Here is a 26,157-nt window from a genome sequence, read left to right on the forward strand (position 1 = left end):
ATCACTTGTTTCGCATGGTTTTTGACTTAAGCCACTTCTTAGCAAAAATGACCTTTGGCTGCAATGGAGAATATGGTTGACAGCAGAAATCATATTCAAGCAGACGAAGTTCGAAGTCCTAACCAACGCATCCGGAACAGATAAAAGTTTGATCTGCTGGTAATTGTGATAAATTCTGTTATTTCAATAGATAATAGAGTCGCGAGTGGACTCATAATGACCGTATTGGGATAGCGTCATGGAGGATGTTCCAGTAATATCTTATTGTTAAGACCTTATGAAAAGTAAAAAAGAAAAAAAATATCTTCATATACAGATCAAACTATCGTATAGTGATTTCAGCATATTTTGGATTTTTTGCCATGCGATCGGGGGAAATTACCGTGGCAGTAATTCCTGGGAATGAGGAAATCGTTATTGAAGTACTACTTTTTCCCGGGATCTGGGGGGTGGAACTGCTATCAAACGGCGTTTTCAATTTAACGCTGCTGCAGTGCCTAGGAGAATTATAGACACCGACAACAAGGAACAGCAGCACAGTAGTCTAATTTGCCTACAAAATAAATGAGGTAAGCAGCATGAATTACGGGATTGTCAGTCAAGAGCAACTTGAACAGATAGACACTATTTTAACAGATAAGCTGATAAGCCTTGGTGTTGACTGTGTCATAATCATTGACATGGCGGGAAATATTATAACGGCTAAAGACAACGGCGAAAATAAATACGATGTCTACTCTTTTGCCGCACTGGCAGCAGGTAACTTTGCGACGGTGGATGCAATGGCCAAACTTGTGGGTGAACAGGAATTTTCACTGCTTTTCCACAAAGGTCAGGATTCAAATATCCATTTCAGTAAAATTGATGACGAACTCCTCCTTATATCCATGTTTGGGAAAGAGATCTCATTAGGTTTCCTGCGACTCAATGTCGTCGATGTGATAGAGAAAATCCGGGCGATCTGGGAAAAGAAGTAGATACAGGTTTTCCAGGCTCATTAAGTTCCGGATAAGTAACACCTGTCTGTCGCTGATGACCAGCAGAGCACGTGGAGGGAGTAGCGTTGAGTTTCATTAATCTGAAAGATAAAGTTGTCCAGGTAAAAATCGTATATTACGGACCGGGGCGGTGTGGAAAGACGACGAATTTGGAGTATGTCAACCGTACCTACAGAAAACAGATCGTTTCTGAAATGGTAAGCTTGAAAACCCATGGCGACCGGACCCTGTTTTTCGATTTTTTACCTTTCGATATGGGGCAGATCAAGGGGTATGATATTAAAATTCAACTCTATACGGTTCCTGGTCAGGTAAAGTATAATGCCACCAGAAAACTGGTTTTGCGGGGTGTTGATGGGATTGTTTTCGTCGCCGATGCCATGGAAAAGCAGCGGGAGAAGAACATTCGGTCCTTAAACCAACTTCATGAGAACCTGCAGTCTTATAAAGAGAGTATATTCAAAATACCTCTGGTGATGCAGTACAATAAAGTGGATCTGAAAGAGCATGGTATTCCTATTTTGCCGACAGAACTGCTGCAAAAGGATCTCAACAGCCGGTTAAAAGTACCATATTTCGAGGCAAGTGCCATAACAGGCTATAATGTCGCGGAAACATTGAAGAAGATTATCTCTTCAACAGTTGTGTCTATTCAGAAAAAATTACTCTAGAGAGAGCGAGCGGTGGAACAGTATACAGACAATCAGTATGATGACGACCTGACACTTGGTGCCGATGAGTACGGGGACACCTTCCAGACAAGTGATATCGATCTGTTTGAATTTGCCGATGACGATGAATCACCGATATCCAGGTTGAGGACGCTGGTTCTTTCCATTGATTGGGAGATTACTGATGAAGTTCTGATGCAGTTTAACGAAGAAATTCTTGATCTCAAAGATGTATGGGCTGACGATAAGATACGGATGATATACCTGCAGGCTCTTGAAAAGATCAGCAGGTATATTTACCGGGACAAATCAGATTCGCACCCTAACGCAATTAAACTCCTTCTCAGTATGTATTATAATCTTGAGAAGATAGTTCTTTCCGAGGATCTTCGGGAGGAAGAAGTTAAACCGCTCCTCTTTTCTGATGTTCGTAAATTTGAAAAACTTAAAAAACTTATCGCCCAGTCCGAAGCAGCACTCGAAGCAAACGCAGACAAGAACCAGAATGATGTTCGGTCTGAAGTTAAAAATGCCGATGTGGATCAGGAGCATGACCTTACTGCGTTGAAAGCGATTGTTCTTGGTATTGATTGGGAAATCACTGAAAAGGACCTGCTTGAGCTGCGTGAAGAGGTTATGCGTCTTGAAGAGAAATTCGCAAATAGTAAGCCCAAACTCGTATTTCTGCAGGGGATAGGAACCGTTGGTGCCTATATTCGTAAAAAGAAGAGTGATGCCCATGCGGATGCCTTCAAATTGTTGCACTCATTTTATGACGGTCTTGAGAAAATTGTCCGCTCACCAATGAGTCTGGAGGAAGAAAAAGCTGTCCTTTATCCGGAAGTGGAGAAGTTTAATAAATTTAAGACTGTTATAGCTCCTAGCATGGCGCCGGATATGGTCTCTGAAGACGAGGAAGAGCCAAGCAGTTATGAGCCTGGCTCAGACATAGCGCCGGCTTTTGCCGATTATGCAGAAGATGAGGTTCGAGGCTTCCAGGAAGATGAAGAGGCTGCTGCATTGTCTGGTGAATCAGCCGTTCAGGTTGATTCTCATATAGATAATTTTTTCGGTGAAGAAGAAGAGAAGAACGTTGAGCCAGAAAAAGAACCGGAGGTGGTTGTTGCTAAAGGTGAGGTGGAAGATGCTGAGGCTCTGAGTGACGCATTTTTTGATTTCGATGATTCTGAAAGTCAGGCGACCATTGAAGTTGATAAGGAGACTGCACTGCGTGGTGTTGATGTCGAAACTGAAGCGGATGACGATTCCGATGAAGATGCTTTGCCTGAGGTCGCCGGAGAAGTAGCCCCTGCCTTGCTCGATACAAGGGATCAGTCAATATTTAGTGAGGTTTCACTGGAAGGGGCGGCTCCAGAGGAGCAGTTGTCTGATGAGGTAACAGGTCGCCTGGATGCCTTTTTCACCGACGGCGATGATGAAGTTGTTGAGACTGAAGAAAGCCCCGCATTTTCTGTTTCTGCTGATGTCGCGTTGCAGGGTGTGGATGTCGAGTCTGAGGGTGACGAAGATGAAGAAGAAGGTGAACCGTTATCACCTGTTGCTGCCTTTACCGATGACGACATTTTTGCTGATGATGACGTAACAGAAAGTGAAGATGATTTTGATGCACCTGCAGCTGTCTCTTTTGACTCGTCAGCAGAGGCGTTGGCAACTGTAAGTACAGAAGAAGATATTAGCTCTGACGATCTCTTTGGAGATCTTGAAGAATCTCTGGAGCAAAGTTTTGATGAGATAATGACCGAACCTGTCGATGATGATGAAATTGAACTCGCGATAGGCGATGGTGATGAAGCCACTGGCCCTGGTATTGAAGATGACAGTGTAGCAGCTGCTCTTCAAGATCTTGAGCAAATGCAGGAACTGGAAGATGATATCACCCCGGCACCTGAGGAGGCTGCTGTAGCAGAACAATTCGATGCCCTCTTTGGCAACGGGGATTCCGGTAACCAGGAAGAAGAGGATGATGTTATTTTCACCCTTGATGAAGAGATCGATAGTATAGAGCCCGAGCCAGCCCTTGTTGAAGTTGAGGCAAATGTTATTGAAGATGTTGCTGCAGAGATTGAAGAGGAAGATATCGTAGCAGCTTTTCCTGAAGATGAACAACCCGTTACCTTTGAAGTTGAGGTGGAAGGCGAAGACAAAGACGAATCTGGTAGTGAAACTTTCGGCTTATTTGAAGAAGATGGTGATAATGCTCCTGAAATTGCGATGGATGGGTTGGACGAAGGGGATGTAGCAGCGGCTGTCTCAGCAGTAGATGTAAGTGAAGAAAGAGAAGTTGCAGCAGAAACAGATACCGCCGATACCGATGATGGGACAGGCGAATATCGTGAAATTTTTACAGTACGTGATGGTGATGTAGAAACGGTTGCTGAAGAGCGCATCGTTGAGTCACAATCAGCTGTTTCCAACCTGGTTGATTGTGTCGAATCCCTTGGAGTAGAGATTAATGATTCTGTAATTGAGGGACTTTTTGCCGAACTTGATGTTCTCAGTGAAAAATGGCTGACAAACCCAGTGGAAAAATCATATCTCCAGCTTATTTCAACGGTAGCAAAACATGTAGATGATTATAGATATGAAGCTAATGAAAAGGCGCATGGCCTGCTGAAACAATTGGCTCACGGGCTTAAAATTGGCTCTTCTGAGGAAACCGATTATCAGGAAAAACTTGAAAAGTTGTTCCTCGATACGAATCAGGTGCTGGAATGGCAGCAGGCTATGTTGAATAGCCTGGCGGTTACCAACGAAGATGGGAAGTTGAGCTTTACTCAACCTTCATCGGCCCCTGTGGAAGAAGTACAATTAGGGGATGATTTTACAGAAGAGCTTGAAACGGCCATGTCGGTAGAAGATGCGTTTGTTGACGAGATGGGAGATATTGACACCTTTGTACCTGAAGGGGATGAAACTGTCGATGCCGAATTAGAGGATGTTCTAAGTCGTGAGGTGATGAGTGGAACTTCGCTGACTGAAGTGAACGTACCTGATAGTGCTGTCACGGATATCGTCAGACAGGAAATTGATTCTTTAAGGAAAACGTTGCAGCAGGAGATTGCTGAACTGAGAAGTGCAATAAAGGGAAAAGAGGACTGACAAGGGAATAAACAAAACTCTTTTATCCTATAATTACATGACTAAGGGGGAACGGCAGAGTGTGCCGTTTCCCCTTTTTTTATATAATATATGAGTTACCGTATCCAGGCGACAATGGAAAGCAGGAGATAAAGAAGAAGCCAGCAGCAGGAAAAATTGATTGAGGCATTCAGGAGTCTGGATGATTTATGGGTACTTAGGAGAGAGGTCAGAAAAAGAAGCGGGTAGACCACCCCGGCAAAGAGTGGGTGGAAATACCGTAATAGTTCCTGCAGTCCAAGGAAAAACCAGGGACCGGCTATATAGCTTTCCCCAATCCTTTCCGGTTCCAGTGGTGCCGCAATACATGCACAAAAGAGAAGGGTTAGGCAGATGAAGGGTATATGATCATGCACCCGTACACGATATCGACGTAGGTGATCCCAGGCGAGGAAAAGGAACAACAGGTCCAGGGAGATAACATGATGCAGGTAAACACGTTGCATGCCTTGTTCCGTAACGGCAAAGAGCAGATCGTTGAGCAGGGTTCCAATAAATGGGATTGTAAGCAGGATGGCTTCAGCGATCATGCCGGCAGAAAAACCAGTGTTGTCTCCCCGTAATACATACCCTGTAAAAAGCAGGAAGATTATTACGGGAAAAGTAATCATAAGCAGCAACCAGGATTGAAACGTATACGATTCGGTTGCATCATAGACACAGAGAAAATGGATTAAGGCAAAAAGGAAAAATCCCTGACTGGAATAGAAATGGAGGGATCTGAAAAACGCACCGTAAGGAACCAGCAGGTCAATAGCAGTTACTGAATAAAACGGTTCAGAGGGGTTGTACTGTAATCCGACGATTACACCTGAGAGTAAAGAGATGTAAAGACTGACAAGACACCAGCTTCCCCATCGGAGTGCACATATTGTATCGATAATGCGAGTGTGGTTCATTATCTGCCCGATTCGCCTGTTACGCTACATCAATGAGCGATTTAAACAGAGATAATATAGTAAGGGGGCTGGTCATGTTTTTCGACCTCGTATACTGGCAAGGCCTTTTTGGCAGGACCGTGCATTACCCGACCATCCGGTGAAAAGCGTGATTGGTGACAAGGGCATTCCAGATATCCTTCTACTTCATGATATGAAATTCGGCATCCGAGATGGGTGCATTTACGTGACACTGCCCAACTTTTACCATCTTTATCAAAAAGAATTACGTCTTTTATAGTGTGAATACCGGTTGCAGGTATTTTTGTGTTAACTTCAATCTTGCGTGGTTTCCTTGGGATTCGATACCCTGCAAAATGGAGTAATGGATAGGTGAGCAGAAGCAGCCCAAACAGCAAAAGAGACCGCCTCTCTTTGCCCTCTTGTGACTTCTGTTTCTCAGCTTTCTGTGCTTCGCACATTTTCGGGAAATTTCTTTTTAAGGTTGTGGGCCACGTGCCGGGGAACCATGTCATTCACTTTCCCGCCGTGGCGTGCAGCATCTCGTATTATAGAGGAACTGATAAAAATCCATCGAAGGCCTGGCATGAGGAAGATGGTATCCACTGCTCGTTCAAGTTTCCGGTTCATCAGGGCCAACTGAAACTCGTAATCAAAATCGGAGACTGCTCTCAGGCCACGGATGATTGCAGTTGCTTTCCGTTCTACTGCATATTCTACCAGTAAACCGGAAGCTGAGTCCACCTCCACCCTGTCGCCCTCATGGGTAAAGGATTCTCTGATCATGTCCATTCTTTCTTCAAGGCTGAAAAGTGGTTGCTTGGAAGGGTTGATAGCTACTGTTACGACAACCTTGTCAAACATATTCAGGCCGCGCTTTATTATGTCGATGTGGCCGAATGTGATAGGGTCAAATGTTCCAGGGTAGACGGCAATAGTAGGTCGTTCCGGTAATGATGTTGGCATGACTGTCCCTTAGCTGATTGTGGTTGAAACGGATTTATACATCCAGAAACCCGTGTCACCATAGGTTCTTTGGTCGGAAAGCTGCAATATCCCAAATTGTTCCGGTAGCTTCTCTGATGATCGCTCTTCAGCGATAACAAGCGCATCTTCTGCTAAAATGGCCTTGTTATAAGCAAGCCATTCCAGTACGTTAACTGATAACCCTTTGGAGTATGGAGGGTCAAGGAAAATAAGGTTAAAAGGGTGATTGTTCTTCTTTGTAAGCTTTGGGAGGGGCAATCCTTTACGTAAGTCGTGTCGGATTATGGAGATACAAGTCAGGTCTTCTTCGGGTATTATGATCTCAATATTCTTTCTTAACAATTCTAAAGCCTGAAGATGAAAATCGACAAATGTGACATATTCAGCCCCTCGGCTCCAGGCCTCAAGACCGAGGGCACCTGTTCCGGCAAACAAATCAAGGACCCGGCTCTGGCCAAGTTTATGGCTTATAATGCTAAAGAGAGCTTCCCGGGCACGATCGGCAGTTGGGCGTATATTCCTGCTTTTTCCGGGTGGAGTTGCCAACCTTCGCCCACGTGCCTTACCGCTTATTATTCTCAAAATGATGTTATGAAATAGAGTGCTGGAATATCAATCCGGTACACGGTTAACTATGATTGGGCTGATGAGCTTGAAGGCCCGGACTTTTCCTGGGGCATCGCAGCTAAAATCGACTCGCCGGCCCGAACTTTCTGGCCAACCTGCACTCGGATGTCTGAGTTTTCGGGAAGATACAGATCAACACGTGAGCCAAAACGGATCAGTCCGAACCTGTGACCTCTTTCTATTTTATCATCCGGCTCCAGCCAGCAGACGATACGACGTGCAATGAGACCCGCTATCTGGACAAAAGCAATTTTATATCCGGACGTATGAGACATAACCACCCCGCAATATTCATTTTGCAGCCCGCCTTTTTCGCTGTCCGCGGCGTAGAATTTCCCAGCTCTGTAGATAACCTGGTCAACATTTCCGGAGAGTGGTGCCCTGTTGACGTGGACATTAAAGACATTCATGAAAATAGAAATTTTATAGGCCCTGCTTTGGGTGAAGGTGTCATCAGTGACCGGTTCAGCAATTATAATACGACCGTCGGCAGGTGATACCACTTCATTTTCAGCCGGAGGGATGAAACGTTCAGGGTCGCGGAAGAAAGCCAGGGAAAAAAGGGTGGCAATGAAAAAGAGCCATGCTGGCAGGGAAATACCCTGGAGGGTAAAAAATAACGTGGTAAATGCCAGGCCACCGATAAAGGGATAACCTTCTTTGGCAACCGGAACCTTGGGTTTGAGCATACTTTCCTCAGGTAAAAAAATAATGGTTCAAGAGCCGATCTTTACTTCTTTTTGTCGGCTCTTGACATAGCGATAGTGCCGGTACGTACTATTTCTTTTATGCCGATTGGCCGCAGGATATCGATAAACGCCTGGATTTTAGATGCAGTCCCGGTGGCTTCAACGGCGTAACTCTTCGCACTGACATCGACAACCTTACCGCGGAATATATCAATGATGCGAAGTACTTCGGCACGAGTGCTTGCTTCCGCCTTGACCCTGATGAGTACCATTTCCCGCTCAACATATTCCTGTTCACTGATATCGTTGACCTTCAGTACATCGATCAGCTTGTGCAGTTGTTTGGTAATCTGTTCAATGATCTGTTCGTCACCCTTTGACACCAGGGTCAGGCAGGACACGCCTGGATCGAGAGTTTCTGCAACACAAAGACTTTCTATATTGTACCCACGCCCGCTAAAAAGCCCTGTAACCCTGGACAGCACTCCGGGCTGGTTTTGCAATAAAACGGAGATTGTACGTTTTTTCATTGGTTCATTTCCTGTCGTGGTTGATCTGTTTACGACTCGTTGCAATTGGTATCAAACCAGGAGCATTTCAGTATTTGCTTTACCGGCAGGTACCATGGGGTAGACGCCTTCCTCAGGTTCGATGATGAAATCCATGATAACCACGTTGTCAGTTTCCAGTGCCGTGCGAATAACGCCTTCCACCTCTTCCGGCTTTGTTGCCCGTAAACCAACAGCCCCGAACGCCTCTGCCAGGGCAACAAAATCCGGCACCACATTCATCACGGTAGAGGAGTAGCGTTTGTCGTAAAACAATTCCTGCCACTGCCGAACCATACCCAGGTAGCCATTGTTGAGAATAGCAATTTTTACAGGTAGTCCTTCCTGCCTGGCAGTGGCCAGTTCCTGTATGTTCATCTGGATGGAGCCATCACCTGCAATATCTATTACTATTTTATCGGGAAAAGCCATTTGGGCACCAATGGCAGCAGGCAGGCCGAACCCCATGGTACCGAGACCGCCTGAGGTTACAAAATGCCGTGGTTCATCAAACCGGTAAAACTGGGCAGCCCACATCTGGTTCTGGCCAACCTCGGTGGTGATAATTGCCTTTCCTTCGGTCAGCTGTTCCATTTTCTCTATGATGAACTGCGGTTTGATTGAGGTGCACTTATCCTTGTAGGTGAGCGGATGTTCCTTGGACCATTCAGAGATTTTATCACGCCAGGGTTTGTGTTTTGCAGCCTCTTTTTCAAGGTCGAAAGAATCGTCGCTGTCCAGCAGGTTATTCATGGCAGAAAGCGCTTTTTTGCAATCAGAGACAATGGGAACGTCTACTTTAACATTTTTACTGATCGAGGTCGGGTCAATATCGATGTGTATGATCCTTGCACCGGTTGCAAAATCGTCGAGTTTTCCGGTAACCCTGTCATCGAAACGAGCTCCGACGGCGATGAGCAGATCACACTCTGCTACGGCCATATTGGCTGCGTAGGTGCCGTGCATACCAAGCATCCCCATGGACAGGGGTTTGGTTCCCGGATAGGCCCCGAGACCCATCAAGGTCATGGTGACAGGGATTTGCAACTTATCCGCAAGTTGAGTCAATTCCTTGCTGCCATTTGAAAGGATAACACCTCCACCGACATACAGAACAGGTCTTTGGGCCTCGGCGATAAGCTTGCACGCCTTCTTGATTTGTCGTGGGTGTGGTTCATACGTCGGCTGATAGCTTTGCATCCGAATGTCTTTTTTTTCCGGATATTCAATCAGGCTGGCTACCAGATCTTTTGGTAAGTCGACGAGTACCGGGCCTGGACGGCCAGTCTTGGCTAAATAAAAAGCTTCCCGTATTACCGGTACAATTTCGTCCTTATCCCCGACGAGGTAATTATGCTTTGTGCAAGGGCGGGTTATACCTACCGTGTCAACCTCCTGAAAGGCATCGTTACCGATGAGGTGTTTGGGCACCTGTCCGGTTAGAACAACAAGTGGAATGGAATCCATATATGCCGTTGCAATGCCGGTGACACCATTGGTGGCACCAGGCCCGGAAGTAAGCACTGCGACTCCGACCTCTCCGGTTGTACGGCTGTAACCGTCAGCTGCGTGTACTGCCCCTTGTTCGTGACGTGATAAAACATTATGTATATCTGAGTCCATAAGGGCATCATATAAATCGAGCACAGCCCCTCCCGGATAGCCGAATAACGTGGTCACTCCCTCTTCCTGGAGGCATTTGACGATTGCCTGGGCGCCGGTGATTTTTCCCATTACTTCTTCCTCGTGTAGGATATTGTGTGGTTCCAGCCAGAGTTGCGGCGCGGAACCCCTTTGAAAGTCAGGTGAAACTGCGAAATATATAGTGCAGTGGGAACGATGTCAACAAACAAGGCGGTTTCCTTTTCAACTGATGCGATTGCTAACGAGTTTCCATCCTAAAAATGCCCTTTTGGTCAATATCTTCGTTATGCTCAAAATTTCATCCTCCGGTAAGTGAGACACGAGACTCCGAGATATCAATCATGTGCCTGTAATAAAATTTTTCACATGCCTCGATCTGGACCAGCTAAGCGTAGACTCCGAAACACCTAGTTTTAGGATGGGAACTAACTATATTTTATCAGAAATTGCTGCACATACATTATTCATGCTTCTTAATAACAGCAATAAACTAAAGCCTTCTACTGCCTGGAATTGTTATTTTCAGGACATCCGGGTGAAAACACGCTTGACAATCCAGGGTTATGACGTTTAATGTATTGACGAAATGAGATACTTGGTCCGGTGAAGAGACAAGCCCGGCAGATCGTAAAAGATATATATTAGTTGTATCCGAATTTATCGAAAAAAACAGCATTGAGTTAATATGATGATTCAACTCCTACTTTCCCTTCTACTTGCTCTACCGAGGTGCACTGCGGCCAGTGCAGGGGGGATGTAGTACGATTTAATCACATATTCCCTTTGAGGCCGCGGTTGCAGAAACCGCGGCCTTTTTTTTTGCTAATTACAGGGAGTTCACATAACGGAGGAAAAACCCTATGATTTCTGGAGCTGAAAAAAAATATCGATCATATCCCAAGGTTGGTTTAACAGATCGCACCTGGCCTGATAAAACTATCAACACCCCGCCTATCTGGTGCAGTGTTGATCTTCGTGATGGTAATCAGGCGCTTATTCAGCCGATGAGCCTTGAGAAAAAACTGGAAATGTTCCGACTGATAACCCAGATCGGTTTCAAAGAGATTGAGGTTGGTTTTCCCTCCGCGTCCCAGGTTGAATTTGATTTCACCCGTACGTTGATTGAAGACAAGATGATTCCGGATGGCGTGGTTATTCAGGTCCTTACCCAGGCCAGGGAACACTTGATTCGAAAGACGTATGAGTCAATCAGCGGTGCGAAAGAAGTCATTGTTCATATTTATAATTCTACTTCCACATTGCAGCGTAGAACCGTTTTCAATATGAGCAGGAAGGAAATTATCCAGTTAGCCGTAGATGGTGCCAAACTTCTTCGGGAAGAAGAAAAAAAGCACCCAGAGACCACGTTCAGGTATGAATATTCACCAGAGAGTTTTACCGGAACTGAGCTCGACTTCTCTCTTGAAATTTGTGAAGCGGTCATGGAGGTGATGGAGCCAACACCTGAAAACAGGATAATTATAAACCTGCCGGCTACTGTTGAACTCTCGTCACCGAATATCTACGCGGACCAGATCGAATGGTTCTGCAAAAATATGCAGGACAGGGACTCGGCGATAATCTCCCTCCATGCCCATAACGACCGTGGGTGCGGGGTGGCAGCTACCGAGTTGGCTTTGATGGCCGGTGGCGATCGAGTGGAAGGAACCCTGTTCGGTAATGGTGAACGGACAGGTAATGTAGATATTGTTACCCTGGCTCTCAATATGCTTACTCAGGGTGTGAATCCTGGACTTGATCTGAGTGATATTAACAGACTGGTTGATGTGTACGAGAGGGTGTGCCGTCTTCCTGTGCACCCGCGTCATCCCTATGCTGGTGAACTGGTGTATACTGCCTTCTCAGGTTCCCACCAGGATGCAATCAATAAGGGTATGAAGGCCTATGAAAAGGAAGGTGGTGGCTTATGGCAGGTGCCGTATCTTCCCATCGATCCAACGGATGTTGGCCGAACGTATGAATCGATCATTCGGATAAACAGTCAGTCGGGTAAAGGTGGTGTTGCTTATGTTATGGATAAGGATTTTGGTTTCAAGATGCCAAAAGGAATGCATCCTGAGTTCGGGGCTGTTATCCAGCAGGTTACTGACCGTGAAGGTCGGGAGTTGCAACATGCCGAGATCCTGAAAACGTTCGAGAAGCAATATCTTTTTGCTACTTCACCTTATGCTCTTAGAGGCTTTCATGTAGTAAAAAGGCATATCGATTTTGGAGAGACGCAATCCATGGCAGAAGTTGAGGCGGATATTGAGGTAAATGGCGTGGTAAAGAAAATCAAATCCAACGGAAACGGACCTCTTGATGCCTTTTGTACTGCACTGAAAGCTGATATTACTGGTGACTTCAGACTGTGCAGCTATCACGAGCATGCCATGAATGGTGGCTCCAGTGCCAGGGCGGCTGCCTATATAGAAATCGAGAAACCTGAAGGCACTAAAACCTGGGGAGTTGGGGTGGATACGGATATCATTATTGCCTCTATTAAAGCGGTATTAAGTTGCCTTAACCGGAAAGAACAGGTGTAGGTATCCTTTTTTATTGCATCTGAAGGTCGGTTACTGACCTCCGGGTGAGGATGAATCTGGTGTTGTATGAATGGTGAGAAAAGATTTGGGTGACTTGTGAACGAGGGTGGCGGTGATCTTTACCCTGGGATAAATCACGATTTATCACAACTTGTCCTGATTCGTCTTGAGTCTCATGGAAAGAAGTAGTAAACTTTAATGTTTTTGTACCAGGATCACTCGTAAACAATACTACCATGAGACATATATCATGAATAAAAGAGCGTTAATAACCGGTGTGACCGGTCAGGATGGAGCTTATCTGGCTGAGTTCCTGCTTGAAAAAGGATATGAGGTACATGGTATCAAGAGACGTACCTCCCTCTTCAATACCGATCGTATCGATCACCTCTATCAGGATCCTCACATTGAAAACAGGAACTTTATCCTCCATCACGGAGATCTGACCGATTCTTCCAGCCTTATCAGGATCATGGAGAAGGTGCGACCTGATGAGGTGTACAACCTGGCAGCGCAATCCCATGTGGCGGTGTCTTTTGAAGAACCAGAATACACAGCCAATTCAGATGCTTTAGGGACATTGCGTTTGCTTGAGGCAATTCGGATGCTTGGTCTGGTGGAAAAAACAAAATTCTACCAGGCATCTACGTCGGAACTGTATGGACTGGTGCAGGAGATGCCTCAGACTGAGAAAACCCCGTTTTATCCTCGCTCCCCTTATGCCGTTGCTAAACTCTATGCTTACTGGATAGTGGTGAACTACCGGGAGGCCTATAATATATATGGTTGCAACGGTATTCTTTTCAACCATGAATCGCCCAAAAGGGGTGAAACATTTGTAACCCGAAAAATAACCAGAGCAGTAAGCCGTATTCTCCTGGGATTGCAGGAGTGTTTGTACCTGGGGAACATGGATGCAAAACGTGACTGGGGGCATGCCAAGGATTATGTGGAGATGCAGTGGTTGATGTTGCAACAGGATAAGCCGGAGGATTATGTCATTGCCACTGGTGAACAACACTCCGTTCGTGACTTTGTCTCTATTGCAGCCGCAGAGTTGGGAATTGGGTTGCGCTGGGAGGGGGAAGGGATCAAAGAAACAGGTATCGTAGATACGGTTACCTCCGACTCCGGTGATGTTAAGGTGAGGCCCGGAGATACGATCGTGCGTGTGGACCCCAGATATTTTCGACCGACAGAGGTGGAAACCTTGCTGGGAGATCCCGCGAAAGCCAGGAACCAACTCGGCTGGACACCTCAAATATCTTTTAAACAACTGGTAGAGGAGATGGTGCAGACCGACCTGGAAGAGGCCAGGCGTGATGCTCTCTGTCAGCGGGAAGGTTTCCAGACGTTTGCCTATAATGAGTAGCCAGGTACTCTTGTCAGACTAACCGTTGGACAAATGATTATGAGAGTTGCGAAGGAGAGAGAATGGGATTGATCCCTGGTCAGAGAGTGTATGTGGCCGGCCACCGGGGAATGGTGGGAGCGGCTATTGTCAGGAAACTTCAAGCAGAAGGGTTCAATGATATTGTTACCCGTACCCATCATGAACTGGATTTGACCAATCAGGCGGCGGTTAGTGATTTTTTTGCAACAGAAGCGATAGATAATGTAGTATTGGCGGCTGCCAAGGTGGGCGGTATCCACGCCAATAACAGTTATCCGGCAGAGTTCATTTACCAGAATCTGATGATTCAGGCTAACGTTATCCATGGTGCTTACAAGAAGGGGATCAAAGACCTTCTTTTCCTTGGTAGTTCATGTATTTACCCGAAACTGTGTCCACAACCGATGGCAGAGGAATCGCTTCTTTCAGGTTATCTTGAACCAACCAATGAACCCTATGCTGTTGCCAAAATAGCCGGGATTAAGATGTGTGAATCATACAATCGGCAGTATGGGACGCGTTACCTGTCCGTTATGCCGACGAACCTTTATGGGCCGGGAGACAATTACCATCTGGAAAACAGCCATGTAATTCCCGCCATTATTCGTAAGTACCACCTTGCTAAACTCGCGTCGGAAAGGGACCTGGAATCAATTCAGGACGATGAAAAGAAGTATGGGGCCATTCCGGCCGATATCAAAAAAGGTATTGGCCTGTCTGCAGACTCCACGTCCCTTTTACCTCAGCAGGAGCCAAAGGTGGTACTCTGGGGAAGTGGCAGAGCCTGTCGTGAATTCCTTCATGTTGACGATATGGCGGCGGCCTGTTTGCATGTCATGAAAAACTGGTCTCCTGCAGCAGATGCGCCTTCTTTTTTGAATGTGGGTACAGGGGTAGATGCCACTATCGGTGAGGTCGCCGAACAAATCCGCAGGATTGTCGGATTTACCGGGGAGACGGTATATGATGCGAGTAAACCGGACGGAACTCCCAGAAAGTTGCTTGATACCAGGCGGATTAACGACCAGGGCTGGCAGCCGTTCTTCAGTCTTGATGCTGGCCTGAAAAATGCCTATGAATGGTATTTGCAGCATTAATAATCCCCACGCCTCATATAAAAAGGGATGAGTGACCTTATTTTGCCATTCTCAACCAGATTCAAGGACTCATGTCCTTGTCCTGAAGCCTGTATGAGTTACAGGCCCTAGATATCTTTCTATTGTGTGCTCCCAGAGACCAGCAGAGACTTGCAAGCTCTTCTTTTGTCTCTTCCTCCAGCTCCAGCTGCTGTGCCTGTTCAATGAGTGAGCCGATTGCTGCTGAACTGTTGGCAACTGTGCGCAAAGTTAGGGACAGCTGGTAATTGAACTCGTTTATCTTGTTTGCCAGTTCTTGTCCCTCATCTTTCTCCCGTAAATGGATGGTGTAGTTCAGGTAACCCTGATGCATTAGCTCGAGTGTTCGTTCAAACCTGTAAAGGGGGCCGGCAACCCGGTGTGACAGCAATGTTGCAAGGAGAAGAACCGCAAGAATTGCAATGCTGATGATCAACCAGTTTTGAATAACTATATTTTTTAAGAGTTCTGCCGGTGTCTGGCTGAGCTGGATGTTGTTCTCGGTATAGCTGACGGTGAGCACATCAGAGAAAAAAGCGCTGAAAATACCGATGAACAGAAGGCAACCACCAAGAACAAAAAGAAGTGAAATTGCCAGCAGTCGTCCCTGATACCTCTTATTGATAAATAATTTTCTGCGTTTGTGCTCTTGTCCCATGTTTATCCCGCCCCTGAATGATTGATGTCAGCGTCAAAAGCCTATCGCGAAACAGGATGAAAAAGCAACATTAATTGTATGTATGTCTTTCTTCGCTGACAAATGGGATTTCTGTTGGGATAAATACAGGCAGCATCAATATAGAAACAGATAGGTTGCTACTCCAATAACAGCAAGCCAGATATTGGTTATATTGGAAACGGTGATATTAAGGACTGCTGCAAGGTGTTTCCTGCGGGCAAGCAGCCCAAGGCAGGACTTGAATTCCGGCCAGCTGGTGAGAGTTGCAAGTACGATAAAGCCGATTACCCCTTTGGGAGCATGGGAGCTATCGGCGGCAAAGGTGATAACACCGTCCAGGAAATAACCGGCTACAGTCAGGATTATAATAGATGGAAACAACCATACCCTGGGGTTGACACTGTAGTCCTCAACTGAATCAGTTTCCAGTTCCTCTGGTCGCAGGAGAAAGAGGGTGATGCTGAGTGCTGTGGCACCGAGAACCCAGTAAAGATAATGTTGCGGATCAAGAAGGAAAAACAGTCCGGCAAAGAATGCGGTACTGAGTATTGTGGGAACAGTGTAGCGACTCCTGGTTCTGATAGTCTTATAAACCTGACCGCAGACAATAGTTGCTACCAGCAGCAGGACGGGATTCATGAAGTTTGATCCAAGGGGGGTGGATGCGGCAAAAATAATATCTCCTGCGATGAGTCCTACCAGCAGGCAGATTGCTTCAGGTCCATTGGTGATAAACCCGGTGATTGTGCCGATGCCTTTTGTCTTTTTCAGACATTCGATAATGATTTCAATGGCCATGCCGATAAGGACCATCTCCATTATTATTCCTGCTGCCCCGATAAAAGAAAGCTGGAGGTTGCCACCAAAAAACAGGGCGCTGCCACAGAAAAAGAGGATCACCAGAATCCAGACAAGGAGGTCAAGGCGGCCGATTGAGTCTATTAGTATCTGTTTCACGATTTATTATTGTCGGAGGACGGTTGTTTGGTTTGAGCAAGAAAATCCGATATGTTTTGCCGGGTGAGATATAGTCCGCTCAGTTTTCTGTTACCTGCCGTAATGGCCGGGATCATCCGTATGCCGTCCTGCCAGCTGCGGAGCGGGTTATTCAGGATGTCCACAATCTCCAGCTCGTGGTCGCTATATTCGTTAAGCAGCTCGGACAGGTGGTGACCGGCACGACGACAGCGTGGACAAAGACTTGATTTATAAAAAATTATTTGCACGATTTATCCTATTTCTCTCAAGAGTGTCGCTGCAAAATAAACCATCGCCATGTCGACTTCAACCGTGGAGTCATTTTTCTTCGATTATGGGAAGGAGAGAATTGATCTGTTAACCTCCTTAATGCTACAGTAAGAAACATATATCACAGTTTATCAGATGTCTATCCAGGAGGCATGTATAATGCGTTCATCGATCACCCCTGAAGTCGTATCACCTCTTGTTCCGTTTTTTACTCCCCAATCTATAGGTGTTATCGGCGCTTCTGATAATCCGAATAAGGTCGGGTACATGATCCTGCAAAATCTGTTGCGGGACGGGTTTGACGGGCGATTGTATGGGGTAAATCCCAAGGCGACATCGATCCTGGGGGTCCCTTGTTTTGCTTCTCTTGCAGAGTGTGGTGAGGATGTTGACCTTGTTATACTGGCAGTACCGGCCGGCAGGGTAATACAGGCACTTGAAGATGCAGTGGGGGTCAAAATTAAAGGAGCCGTTGTGGTCGCTTCCGGTTTCAGGGAGGATGGTGAAGACGGTACGGAACTTGAGAGAAAACTGATGGAGTTTTGTCTTCGTCATAAGGTGCGATTGCTTGGACCGAATTGTCTGGGCCTGATCAATACCGAAAACAGGATGAATCTATCTTTTGGGCCATCCCTGCCGGCTGCAGGTGGTTTAAGCGTCTTTTCCCAATCCGGAGCGGTTTTGACTGGCATGCTCGATTGCGCCGCTTCACTGCAACTCGGTCTGGCTAAGGCGATCAGCGTTGGTAATAAGGCGGATCTCTCAGAGGTTGATCTTCTCAAAGGGTTGGCCGAAGATGAACAGACCAAGGTAATACTTGGCTATCTTGAGGATATAACAACTGGCGACAGATTTGTGCGTGCCGCTGAACAGGCCTCAGAGAATAAGCCGGTGATTATGCTGAAAGCCGGTACGACAGAGGCGGGTATGAAGACGGCTGCCAGTCATACCGGTGTCCTGGTAGACCATGACCTCGCCTATGGAGCTGCCTTTAAGCGCTCTGGAATTATCCGGGCAGATTCCTTTGCTGCACTGTTTGACTATGGGTTGGCATTATCGTTGCAACCATTACCGGCAGGAAACCGGGTCCTGATAATTAGTAATGCAGGGGGGCCGGCCACCCTGGCTGCAGATGCCGTGGAAAAAGCAGGTATGCGACTGGCTTCTATCGAACCGCGCCCGACAATACGGTTGCTGGAACAGACACCGAGGGGCTCTTCATCTACACCGAGTCCGGTATATGTGCTCGGTGATTCATCAGTAGACAAGTATCTGCTGGCGATTCGGGAAAGCCAAGAAAATCCCGAAGTCGATGCCATATTGCTCATCCTGGCACCGCAGACGATGAGTCATCCTGAAGATATAAAACAGCGAATCCTGGCTCTGCCGAAAGGGAAAAAACCGGTGATGCTCATCCTGATGGGAAGAGGCGGACTGGATCGTAATGAACATTCCCGTTGGACAGTACCTGTTTATGGTTCACCGGAACAGGCTCTTGCTGCATTAAAGGTTATGTATGAGTATGCTCTTTGGAAAAAACGTCCCCCACGAATGGTAACGCGGTTTCGGGTTAATAAGCGGCGTGTTGAACGTATAATTACCAGGAGTCAGCGTGCCGGCCGCTTATCTGTTGGTGAGGTGAAAGGGAAGGCTGCCTTGGCCGCATACGGATTCAAGATTCCACAAGGTGCGTTGGCTGCGACCCTGGAAGAAAGTTTGGAGGTCGCGGAACAGATTGGTTTCCCGGTGGCCATGAAGGTGTTGTCGCCGGATATTGTCCATAAAAGCGATCTCGGTGGTGTCTATCTCAATGTGCAGAATATGGAGCAGGTAGAGGATACCTACAATCTGATGATGTTGAAAATAGGTAAACGTGCACCAAGAGCAAAAATAGAAGGAATTTACGTAGAAAGGATGATTCGTAAAGGACTGGAAGTTATTATCGGCATGAATCGCGATCCTCAGTTTGGTCCGATGTTGATGTTCGGCCTGGGGGGGATCTTTGTGGAGGTGATGAAGGATGTAACGTTTCACCTGGCACCCGTCACCGAGGCGGAGGCCGTAACCATGCTCAAATCGACGCGTTCCTACGCTATGCTGGAAGGGCGTCGGGGGCAGGGTGGTGTTGATGTTACTGCCATTGCTTCCGGGTTGCAGCGAATCAGCCAGTTGACCACCGATTTCCCACAAATACTCGAACTTGACATCAATCCTTTTATTGTAGGGGATATCGGTTCGGAGCCTGTTGTTGCTGATGTTCGGATGATGGTTGCCCCGCCGAGATAACGGTATAAACAATGTCCTCTGTTGAGGTGAATTACAATGAAATATGATCCGGACTGGCAGGAAACATATAAAGATATGTTAATGAGTGCAGCCCAGGCAGTACAGAATATCCAATCAGGGCACAGGGTTTTTCTTGGCACCGGTTGTGGAGAGCCAATAGTCCTGGTGGAGGCGATGGTACGCCTCTCCAAATCGGTAGCCGATGTGGAGATCATAGAGTTGCTCACCAAGGGCGACGCGCCATATATTGACCGGCGATATGCTGATATCTTCAAGGTAAATTCCTTTTTTATCGGGCATAATGTTAGAGAGGTTTTTTCTGAAGGGAGGGGCGATTATACACCTATTCTCCTATCTGATATCCCGAGACTGTTTAATTCGGGTCAGCTGCCCATAGACGTGGCCCTGATCCAGGTGACCCCGCCCGATTCTCGGGGCCGGGTCAGCCTCGGGGTGTCTGTCGATATCGTCAGGAGTGCGGCGGAAAACGCTTCCCTGGTAATCGCCCAGGTAAATCCGCAGATGCCCTGGACAAGAGGGACCAGTCAACTTGACATCAATGATCTTGACATCCTTGTTGAGGCTGATGTGCCGCTTCTTGAAAGGAGTGAGCCGGAACCCAAAGAGGTCTGTCAACATATTGCCCGGTTTGCCGCGGCTCTCGTGCCGGACGGGTCGACGCTTGAGTTTGGCCTGGGCAGGGTACCAGGTTACGGACGTATTCCCCAGGCTGTGTTGCGGTATCTTAAGGATAAGAAGGATCTTGGAATTCACACCGAACTGATAACCGACCAGATCATCGAACTCATCGAGGCCGGGGTTATTACCGGGGCGCGAAAATCACTCGACCGGGGCAAGATAGTTGCCAGTTTTTGTATGGGTTCCAGCCAGCTCTATGAATATGTCGATGATAATCCATTGTTTTCATTCCGGCCGACGGAATATGTGAATGACTCCAATATTATTGGTAAACAGAACAAGATGGTCACCTTTAACATGGCCCTGGAAGTTGATCTCACCGGGCAGATATGTTCTGACTCGGAAGGCGGTATGTTTTATTCCGGTATCGGTGGCCAGGTTGATTTTAACCGTGGTGCAGCTCTTTCAGAAGGTGGGCGACCCGTTATGCTGATTCCATCCCGTACGGTTGATGGTGAGTCGAGGATCGTCCCACGTTTGCGGACCGGCAGCGGGGTGGTTATTACCCGTGGTACTGTTCATTATGTAGTCACCGAGTATGGGGTTGCCTACCTCCATGGGAAGTCCGTACAGGATCGTACCCTGGCCCTGATCTCCATTGCCCATCCGGATGATCGTGAGTGGCTGCTCAAAGAGGCAATTGAGGCAAAGTTCATACGGGCAGAATTCGCTGAGGTCGAGGGCAAGTTTGTGGTCGCCTCCCGCGACTATATGAAGACAAGTTATCTGCTCAAAAACGGAACCCAGATCTTGTTTCGTCCTGTTCACCCTACCGATGAACCGCTGATGCGTGATCTGGTGTATGATCTTTCCAAGGAGACCGTGTATTATCGCTTCATGAATCATAACCAGCGATTCGGCCAAAGGCAGATCCAGAATTTTGTCTATGTGGACCACCGGAAAGATGTTGCTATTGTGGGTACGTTACCTGAGGCTTACGGGGAAGAGATTATTGCCGTGGGCAGGTACTATCTCGATGAACGAACAAACAGGGCAGAGGTTGCTTTTGTCATTCGGGATGAATGGCAGGGGTTCGGTATAGGCTCATTCCTGTTTGAGCATCTGAAAAAGATTGCCTTGTCGAGTGGAATTTCCGGTTTTACTGCGGAAGTTTTGCGTCAGAATATGCGGATGCAGGCTATATTCAATCATTCAGGCCTGAAGGTGAGTTCCGGGCTTGAAGATGGAGTTTTCGGTTATATCATGGACTTCTGATAGCTTGATGTTATAGTCTTGGCTGTTGTTTGTAGTTAGTTTCATCCAAATATTATTTCATTATACGATTCAGGAAGATATGAATATACACCTGCAGTCGTCCCGGTGCGTGATATGGGGCGCAATTATTTTGTTTGTAATTCTTTGCGTGGCACCATCTGCCTTTTCTGAGCAGATTGGTGAGGTTCGAACCCGGTTTAAAGTGCTTGGGGCCAACGATAAAATTGTTATCGAGGCCTTTGACGATCCGGATATACCAGGAGCGACATGTTATTTGAGCAGGGCCAAGACCGGGGGGCTTTCCGGGTCTGTCGGCTTAGCTGAGGATCGTTCTGATGCATCCCTTTCCTGCCGTCAGACAGGTGCAATCACACTGCCCCAAAACGTTGCATCGGGTAAAGCGGATGGTAAACGGGTCTTTCGAAAATCCACATCAATTCTCTTTAAGTCCATGCAGGTTGTTCGCTTTTACGACAAAAAACGAAATTGCCTGGTATATCTGACCTACTCAAATAAATTGATTGACGGCTCACCCAAAAACAGTATCTCAACCATCCCTATCACCAAGGGGTGGGATGAATGATTCCCCAAACCCGGTAATTTTCCAGCAATGAATACTAATGAAGATGTCACGCTAAGCAGGCAACAGGAGAGCTGTAAACAGTGCGGTCAATGTTGTGTGAACGGGGGGGCCGCCCTGCATGGGCCTGATCTGGGGCTGATTCAATCCGGTCGTATTCCGCAGAGCAACCTGATTACACTGCGTAAGGGCGAAATGGCGCATAACCCGGTGGTTGGGAAAGTTCAGCCGCTGGAGCAGGAATTGGTTAAACTGAAAGGGACCGGAAAGCAATGGAACTGTTGTTACTTCGATATCGGCAGTACTGGCTGCTCCCTTTACGAACACCGTCCTCTGGCCTGCCGGGTCCTTCAATGTTGGGACCCTGAAAAAATACTGGATATGGTGAATCGAGACACCTTGACGCGACGCGACATCATTGGAGAGGATGATCCGCTATGGCCACTGATTGTCGAGCACGATGGTACATTTCCCTGTCCCGATTTCTTGTCCCTTCCGGATTTGGCAGCAGGGGAGCCAAATGTGTCCAAGCAGGATCTGCAAAATATTGTAAACGGAGATCTCAGGTTTCGTGACAAGGTTTCGAAAGAACATTCACTGAAGGTTAGTGATGAGCTTTTCTACTTTGGTCGACCCCTGTTTCAGCTTCTCCAACCGTTCGGTATTCGTGTTTCGGAATCGCCCTTCGGGTTGGAGTTGCATTGGCCTCGGGAAATCAAGCTTCCCTGATTTACCATCTCTTGCGTTCTATTTCTTCACCCTGAACCGATAAGGTCACTTGCTCCACCGGTACTTTGGCACCCGATTTCTGAATGGCCTGACGCAGTATCACATTCATGGATGAGCAGCAGGGAACTTCCATGATCAGGATAGTAATCTTCTTGAGATTGCAATTCTTTAAGATTTCCGTGAATCGGTCCACATAATTCTCGGCATCGTCAAATTTCGGGCAGCCCATCATGACTACTTTCCCGTCCAGATACTTTTCCTGGAATCGTCGTGCGGCAACAGCTGTGCAGTCGGCGGCAATCAGGATATCTGCGTTTTGCAGGAACGGCGCGGTAGGCGGTATAAGCCTGATCTGTATCGGCCAGTGAGCAAGTCCCGAAGGAGTATCATCTGCAGTCGGGATCGCCTGGGGAACATTGGCAGCCTGGCATGGAGTGGCAGCCGGTTTAAATGTCTGCAACTGAGCAGAAGGGCACCCTCCACCTAGAGGTGGGGTTTTGGTTTGTTCTACCTTTTGGGCGGCAAGAAACTTCTCCACTGCCTCTTCGTCAAATTCATCCGCTTCCCTTTCAATTATCTCAAGGGCACCGGTAGGACACGAGCCAAGACACGCACCTAGACCGTCGCAGAGTTTATCGGCCACAAGTTTGGCTTTGCCGTTGATTATCTGCAGGGATCCTTCTGCGCAGTCTGGTACACAAAGTCCGCACCCGTCGCACAGTTCTTCATTGATCCTTATAATCTTCCGTATATTTTTCATGCTTTCCTCCAGTGATAGTAGCTTCATTCCCACTCTGTTCAAGCTTGTTTAAGGAGCAGGCTGATCTTGTATGTTTTAACTATAACACAGGCTCGGGAAGATTCTTTGATCTGGGTCAATTATAAATAGTTTTCAAAAGATTTTTCACGTATCCTTGAAGTTCAGATTATGGACCGGGGCAGGGAACCCCTTTCACTGGGGTAGTTGATAACCTGAAATGGTTATAGTGACTCAGCCAATACAGCCTGACAGAGACGTTTACTGCCAATCTTTTCCATAAATCGCGCTGTACGCAATTCTACGCTGCTGTTCTGTTGGTAATAAACCAGGCATCTGCGCACCAGTTCAACAGCCTGCTCATCAGAGAGGCCTTCTGCGATCAGGTCTCCAATCCTTGGTCGTCCGCCTCCGTTTCCTCCGAAGAGAACCTTCCAACCCTTTGCTGTGGCAATTAACCCCACATCTCTGATATAAGGCTCGGTACAACACCTTTTGCAGGCTGCTATGGCAATTTTAACTTTGGCTTTAAGTGGTTTTGGTAAGACTATTTGCGATATTTTGCCAGCAATTGTTTTGCCATTTGCCACACCATATTTGCATTGATCGTATCCTGGGCAGAAATGTATATAGGTTATTCCGTTTGCTGTCTCAAAACGGGGAAAGAGTTGCAGTTCAGAGCTGACATTTTGAATAACATCGGGGGCTGCAGCGATGGCAAGCCTGCCCCCGGTGCCGAACCTGGCTTTTTCCACCCCATGCTTGTCAAGTAGTGTCGCGATTATTTTGAGGTCGTCCGGGGTCAGTTCTTCCGCCCGGAATCCTTTTATATGTTGAAAACGCTGGTGGGTCATTTCTCTATTTATTATAGGAATGCAAAAACCGGGTGGAGGCCTGAGCCTCAACCCGGTTGGTTGTCATTATAAATGACAAAGCAAAAAATGTTAGTATTTAGCCCAGGATTGTCTGCAGATCCTCAGCAGGTGTTTCCGCTATTGGCTTGATCTCAAAATTCTCAACAAGCACATTCAGTACATTGGGTGTGATGAATGCCGGCAGGGAGGGTCCGAGACGGATATCCTTTATGCCCAGGCTCAACAGGGTGAGTAGGATTACGCACGCCTTCTGCTCGTACCAGGAAAGAATCATGGACAGCGGCAGGTCATTGACGTCGCAATCAAATGCGGAGGCCAGAGCGACAGCGATCTGGATTGCAGAGTAGGCATCGTTGCACTGTCCCACATCGAGAAGACGGGGGATTCCACCGATATCACCAAGTTTCTTGTCAAAGAACCGGAACTTGCCGCAGGCCAGGGTCAGCACCATGCAGTCTTCCGGTACCTGCTCAACAAATTCGGTGTAATAATTGCGGCCCGGTTTGGCTCCGTCGCAGCCGCCCACCAGAAAGAAGTGACGAATTGCCTTGGCCTTAACTGCATCTATTACCTTATCTGCAACGCCAAGTACGGTGTTTCGTGCAAAACCTGTCAGTACGCTGCCCTTGTCGGTGTCTTCAGTAAATCCATCCAGGGCCAGGGCTCTTTCAATAACGGGGGTAAAATCCTTGTTGTTATCGATGTGGCTCACCTCGGGCCAGCCGACAAGACCGGTTGTAAATACGTTGTTGATATACGAGTCTGCCGGTTTCTGGATGCAGTTTGTGGTAAAGAGTATTGCGCCGGGGAATTCAGGCATTTCTTTTTGTTGATTTTGCCATGCTGTTCCGTAGTGACCGTAGAAATGATCGTATTTCTTGAGTTCAGGATACGCGTGACAAGGTAGCATTTCACCATGGGTATAAATGTTAATGCCTTTGCCTTCGGTCTGTTTGAGCAGCAGTTCCAGATCACGAAGATCATGACCTGTCACCAGTATCGCCTTACCCTTTTTGGCACCGAGAGGGACTTCCGTCGGAGTCGGGTGTCCGTATGTTCCTGTATTGCCGGTGTCGAGCAGTTCCATTGCCTTCAGGTTAACTTCACCGCACTTCAGGGCTATAGCAACGAGCTCTCCCAGTTCCTGTCCTTTCCTGGTGAACTCTGCGAGCGTCTCATGGATATAGGCATATATGCTGTCATCTTCCTGTCCGAGAATTGCTGCGTGATCAGCGTATGCAGCCAGCCCGCGGACACCATATACAGTGATCTGTTTGAGGGAGCGCAGATCTTCATTATCATCAAGGCCGTTAATGTAATCAAGTGCTGCACCCTGGGCTGCTAATTCAGCCACCGTTGAGGCAGGAGTGAAATTGGCGTGTTCGGCCTCGAAAGTGACGTTGCCACCAGCAGCGGCCACTTTCTCCTTGAGCGCTTCACGCAGTTTCACGGCCTGGTTGATCCAGGACTTGAAACGTTCTGCATCAAAGTCAACGTTTGTCAGGCAGGCAAAAACAGCCTCAGCAGTAAAGCGGTCGACTCCGTTGTCAGTAATCCCTATTTTCCTTCCCTCTACGGCAACGAGGGAAAGGCCCTGCAGGGCATACGTTAAGAGATCCTGTAAGCCTGCAATATCTTCCTTTTTACCGCAAACCCCTATTTGGGTGCATCCGATACCTTTGGCTGTCTGTTCGCACTGGTTACAAAACATGTCTGCCTCCTGGGCTGATGTTTGTAGGTGTTGCCACCTGATGTGTTTTGTTTTTCCTGATCGTCCGGCGTGGGACGAACAGTTCGATACGGAATCCTGATT

23 protein-coding genes are annotated in these 26,157 nt (G+C 47.3%); 10 read left to right on the top strand and 13 right to left on the bottom strand.

Features of this window, described 5'->3' with window-relative positions; genetic code table 11:
• Positions 1-578: 578 nt before the first annotated feature.
• From GA520_RS04790 to GA520_RS04800, 3 genes are all read left to right on the top strand, one after another.
• The gene (locus GA520_RS04790) at positions 579-977 is read left to right on the top strand and encodes a roadblock/LC7 domain-containing protein (protein WP_163339689.1); all 399 of its coding nucleotides are present in this window, start codon (positions 579-581) and stop codon (positions 975-977) included.
• Between the two features lie 86 nt (positions 978-1,063).
• Positions 1,064-1,669: an ATP/GTP-binding protein gene (locus GA520_RS04795; RefSeq protein ID WP_163339688.1), complete on the top strand. Its 606-nt coding sequence runs from the start codon at positions 1,064-1,066 to the stop codon at positions 1,667-1,669.
• A 12-nt stretch (positions 1,670-1,681) separates the two neighbouring features.
• Positions 1,682-4,789: a hypothetical protein gene (locus GA520_RS04800; protein ID WP_163339687.1), complete on the top strand. Its 3,108-nt coding sequence runs from the start codon at positions 1,682-1,684 to the stop codon at positions 4,787-4,789.
• A gap of 95 nt (positions 4,790-4,884) precedes the next feature.
• Here GA520_RS04800 and GA520_RS04805 read toward each other — a convergent pair whose 3' ends face one another.
• The 7 genes from GA520_RS04805 to ilvB form a co-directional block, all read right to left on the bottom strand.
• Positions 4,885-5,727 carry a cytochrome b N-terminal domain-containing protein gene (locus GA520_RS04805; RefSeq protein ID WP_163339686.1) on the bottom strand — a complete coding sequence of 281 codons (843 nt, stop codon included), beginning with the start codon at positions 5,725-5,727 and terminating at the stop codon, positions 4,885-4,887.
• Positions 5,728-5,768: 41 nt separating this feature from the next.
• Positions 5,769-6,188, bottom strand: a complete 420-nt coding sequence (locus tag GA520_RS04810) for a ubiquinol-cytochrome c reductase iron-sulfur subunit (protein WP_163339685.1) — start codon at positions 6,186-6,188, stop codon at positions 5,769-5,771.
• Positions 6,166-6,693, bottom strand: a complete 528-nt coding sequence (gene coaD, locus GA520_RS04815) for a pantetheine-phosphate adenylyltransferase (protein ID WP_163339684.1) — start codon at positions 6,691-6,693, stop codon at positions 6,166-6,168. The genes GA520_RS04810 and coaD overlap by 23 nt, the downstream gene beginning before the upstream one ends.
• A gap of 9 nt (positions 6,694-6,702) precedes the next feature.
• Positions 6,703-7,260, bottom strand: a complete 558-nt coding sequence (gene rsmD / locus GA520_RS04820) for a 16S rRNA (guanine(966)-N(2))-methyltransferase RsmD (RefSeq protein WP_205749356.1) — start codon at positions 7,258-7,260, stop codon at positions 6,703-6,705.
• 86 nt (positions 7,261-7,346) lie between these two features.
• Positions 7,347-8,030: a phosphatidylserine decarboxylase family protein gene (locus GA520_RS04825; RefSeq protein ID WP_163339682.1), complete on the bottom strand. Its 684-nt coding sequence runs from the start codon at positions 8,028-8,030 to the stop codon at positions 7,347-7,349.
• Between the two features lie 41 nt (positions 8,031-8,071).
• Positions 8,072-8,560, bottom strand: a complete 489-nt coding sequence (ilvN, locus tag GA520_RS04830) for an acetolactate synthase small subunit (RefSeq protein ID WP_163339681.1) — start codon at positions 8,558-8,560, stop codon at positions 8,072-8,074.
• A 51-nt stretch (positions 8,561-8,611) separates the two neighbouring features.
• A complete protein-coding gene (gene ilvB / locus GA520_RS04835) occupies positions 8,612-10,312 on the bottom strand; it encodes a biosynthetic-type acetolactate synthase large subunit (protein ID WP_163339680.1) in 1,701 nt (566 codons plus the stop codon).
• 770 nt (positions 10,313-11,082) lie between these two features.
• Here ilvB and leuA point away from each other — a divergent pair.
• From leuA to GA520_RS04850, 3 genes are all read left to right on the top strand, one after another.
• A complete protein-coding gene (leuA, locus tag GA520_RS04840; RefSeq protein ID WP_163339679.1) occupies positions 11,083-12,768 on the top strand; it encodes a 2-isopropylmalate synthase in 1,686 nt (561 codons plus the stop codon).
• 250 nt (positions 12,769-13,018) lie between these two features.
• Positions 13,019-14,140 carry a GDP-mannose 4,6-dehydratase gene (gene gmd, locus GA520_RS04845; protein WP_163339678.1) on the top strand — a complete coding sequence of 374 codons (1,122 nt, stop codon included), beginning with the start codon at positions 13,019-13,021 and terminating at the stop codon, positions 14,138-14,140.
• Between the two features lie 62 nt (positions 14,141-14,202).
• Positions 14,203-15,258 (top strand): GDP-L-fucose synthase, encoded by a 1,056-nt coding sequence (locus GA520_RS04850; RefSeq protein WP_167528822.1) that lies wholly within the window; start codon positions 14,203-14,205, stop codon positions 15,256-15,258.
• A gap of 61 nt (positions 15,259-15,319) precedes the next feature.
• Here the strand turns inward: GA520_RS04850 and GA520_RS04855 are convergent, their stop codons facing one another.
• From GA520_RS04855 to GA520_RS04865, 3 genes are all read right to left on the bottom strand, one after another.
• A complete protein-coding gene (locus tag GA520_RS04855) occupies positions 15,320-15,934 on the bottom strand; it encodes a methyl-accepting chemotaxis protein (RefSeq protein ID WP_163339677.1) in 615 nt (204 codons plus the stop codon).
• A gap of 135 nt (positions 15,935-16,069) precedes the next feature.
• Positions 16,070-16,912: a sodium:proton exchanger gene (locus GA520_RS04860; protein ID WP_163339676.1), complete on the bottom strand. Its 843-nt coding sequence runs from the start codon at positions 16,910-16,912 to the stop codon at positions 16,070-16,072.
• A complete protein-coding gene (locus GA520_RS04865) occupies positions 16,909-17,181 on the bottom strand; it encodes a hypothetical protein (protein ID WP_163339675.1) in 273 nt (90 codons plus the stop codon). Before GA520_RS04865 ends, GA520_RS04860 begins: the two co-directional genes overlap by 4 nt.
• 181 nt (positions 17,182-17,362) lie before the next feature.
• Between GA520_RS04865 and GA520_RS04870 the strand changes: the two genes are divergently transcribed.
• The 4 genes from GA520_RS04870 (at position 17,363) to GA520_RS04885 (ending at position 22,712) form a co-directional block, all read left to right on the top strand.
• The gene (locus GA520_RS04870) at positions 17,363-19,489 is read left to right on the top strand and encodes an acetate--CoA ligase family protein (RefSeq protein WP_163339674.1); all 2,127 of its coding nucleotides are present in this window, start codon (positions 17,363-17,365) and stop codon (positions 19,487-19,489) included.
• Between the two features lie 36 nt (positions 19,490-19,525).
• The gene (locus tag GA520_RS04875; RefSeq protein ID WP_163339673.1) at positions 19,526-21,403 is read left to right on the top strand and encodes a bifunctional acetyl-CoA hydrolase/transferase family protein/GNAT family N-acetyltransferase; all 1,878 of its coding nucleotides are present in this window, start codon (positions 19,526-19,528) and stop codon (positions 21,401-21,403) included.
• Positions 21,404-21,482: 79 nt separating this feature from the next.
• On the top strand, positions 21,483-21,986 hold the full coding sequence (locus GA520_RS04880) for a CreA family protein (RefSeq protein WP_163339672.1): 504 nt from the start codon (positions 21,483-21,485) through the stop codon (positions 21,984-21,986).
• A gap of 27 nt (positions 21,987-22,013) precedes the next feature.
• A complete protein-coding gene (locus GA520_RS04885; protein WP_163339671.1) occupies positions 22,014-22,712 on the top strand; it encodes a YkgJ family cysteine cluster protein in 699 nt (232 codons plus the stop codon).
• A gap of 1 nt (position 22,713) precedes the next feature.
• On the opposite strand, the gene GA520_RS04890 is transcribed toward GA520_RS04885, so the two are convergent.
• From GA520_RS04890 to hcp, 3 genes are all read right to left on the bottom strand, one after another.
• The gene (locus GA520_RS04890; RefSeq protein ID WP_163339670.1) at positions 22,714-23,472 is read right to left on the bottom strand and encodes an ATP-binding protein; all 759 of its coding nucleotides are present in this window, start codon (positions 23,470-23,472) and stop codon (positions 22,714-22,716) included.
• Positions 23,473-23,693: 221 nt separating this feature from the next.
• Positions 23,694-24,323, bottom strand: coding sequence for a hypothetical protein (locus GA520_RS04895; RefSeq protein ID WP_163339669.1), 630 nt, complete (start codon positions 24,321-24,323; stop codon positions 23,694-23,696).
• Between the two features lie 97 nt (positions 24,324-24,420).
• A complete protein-coding gene (gene hcp / locus GA520_RS04900; protein WP_163339668.1) occupies positions 24,421-26,055 on the bottom strand; it encodes a hydroxylamine reductase in 1,635 nt (544 codons plus the stop codon).
• Positions 26,056-26,157: the final 102 nt, after the last annotated feature.

Source organism: Desulfopila sp. IMCC35008 (assembly GCF_010646885.2).
GTDB lineage: Bacteria > Desulfobacterota > Desulfobulbia > Desulfobulbales > Desulfocapsaceae > Desulfopila.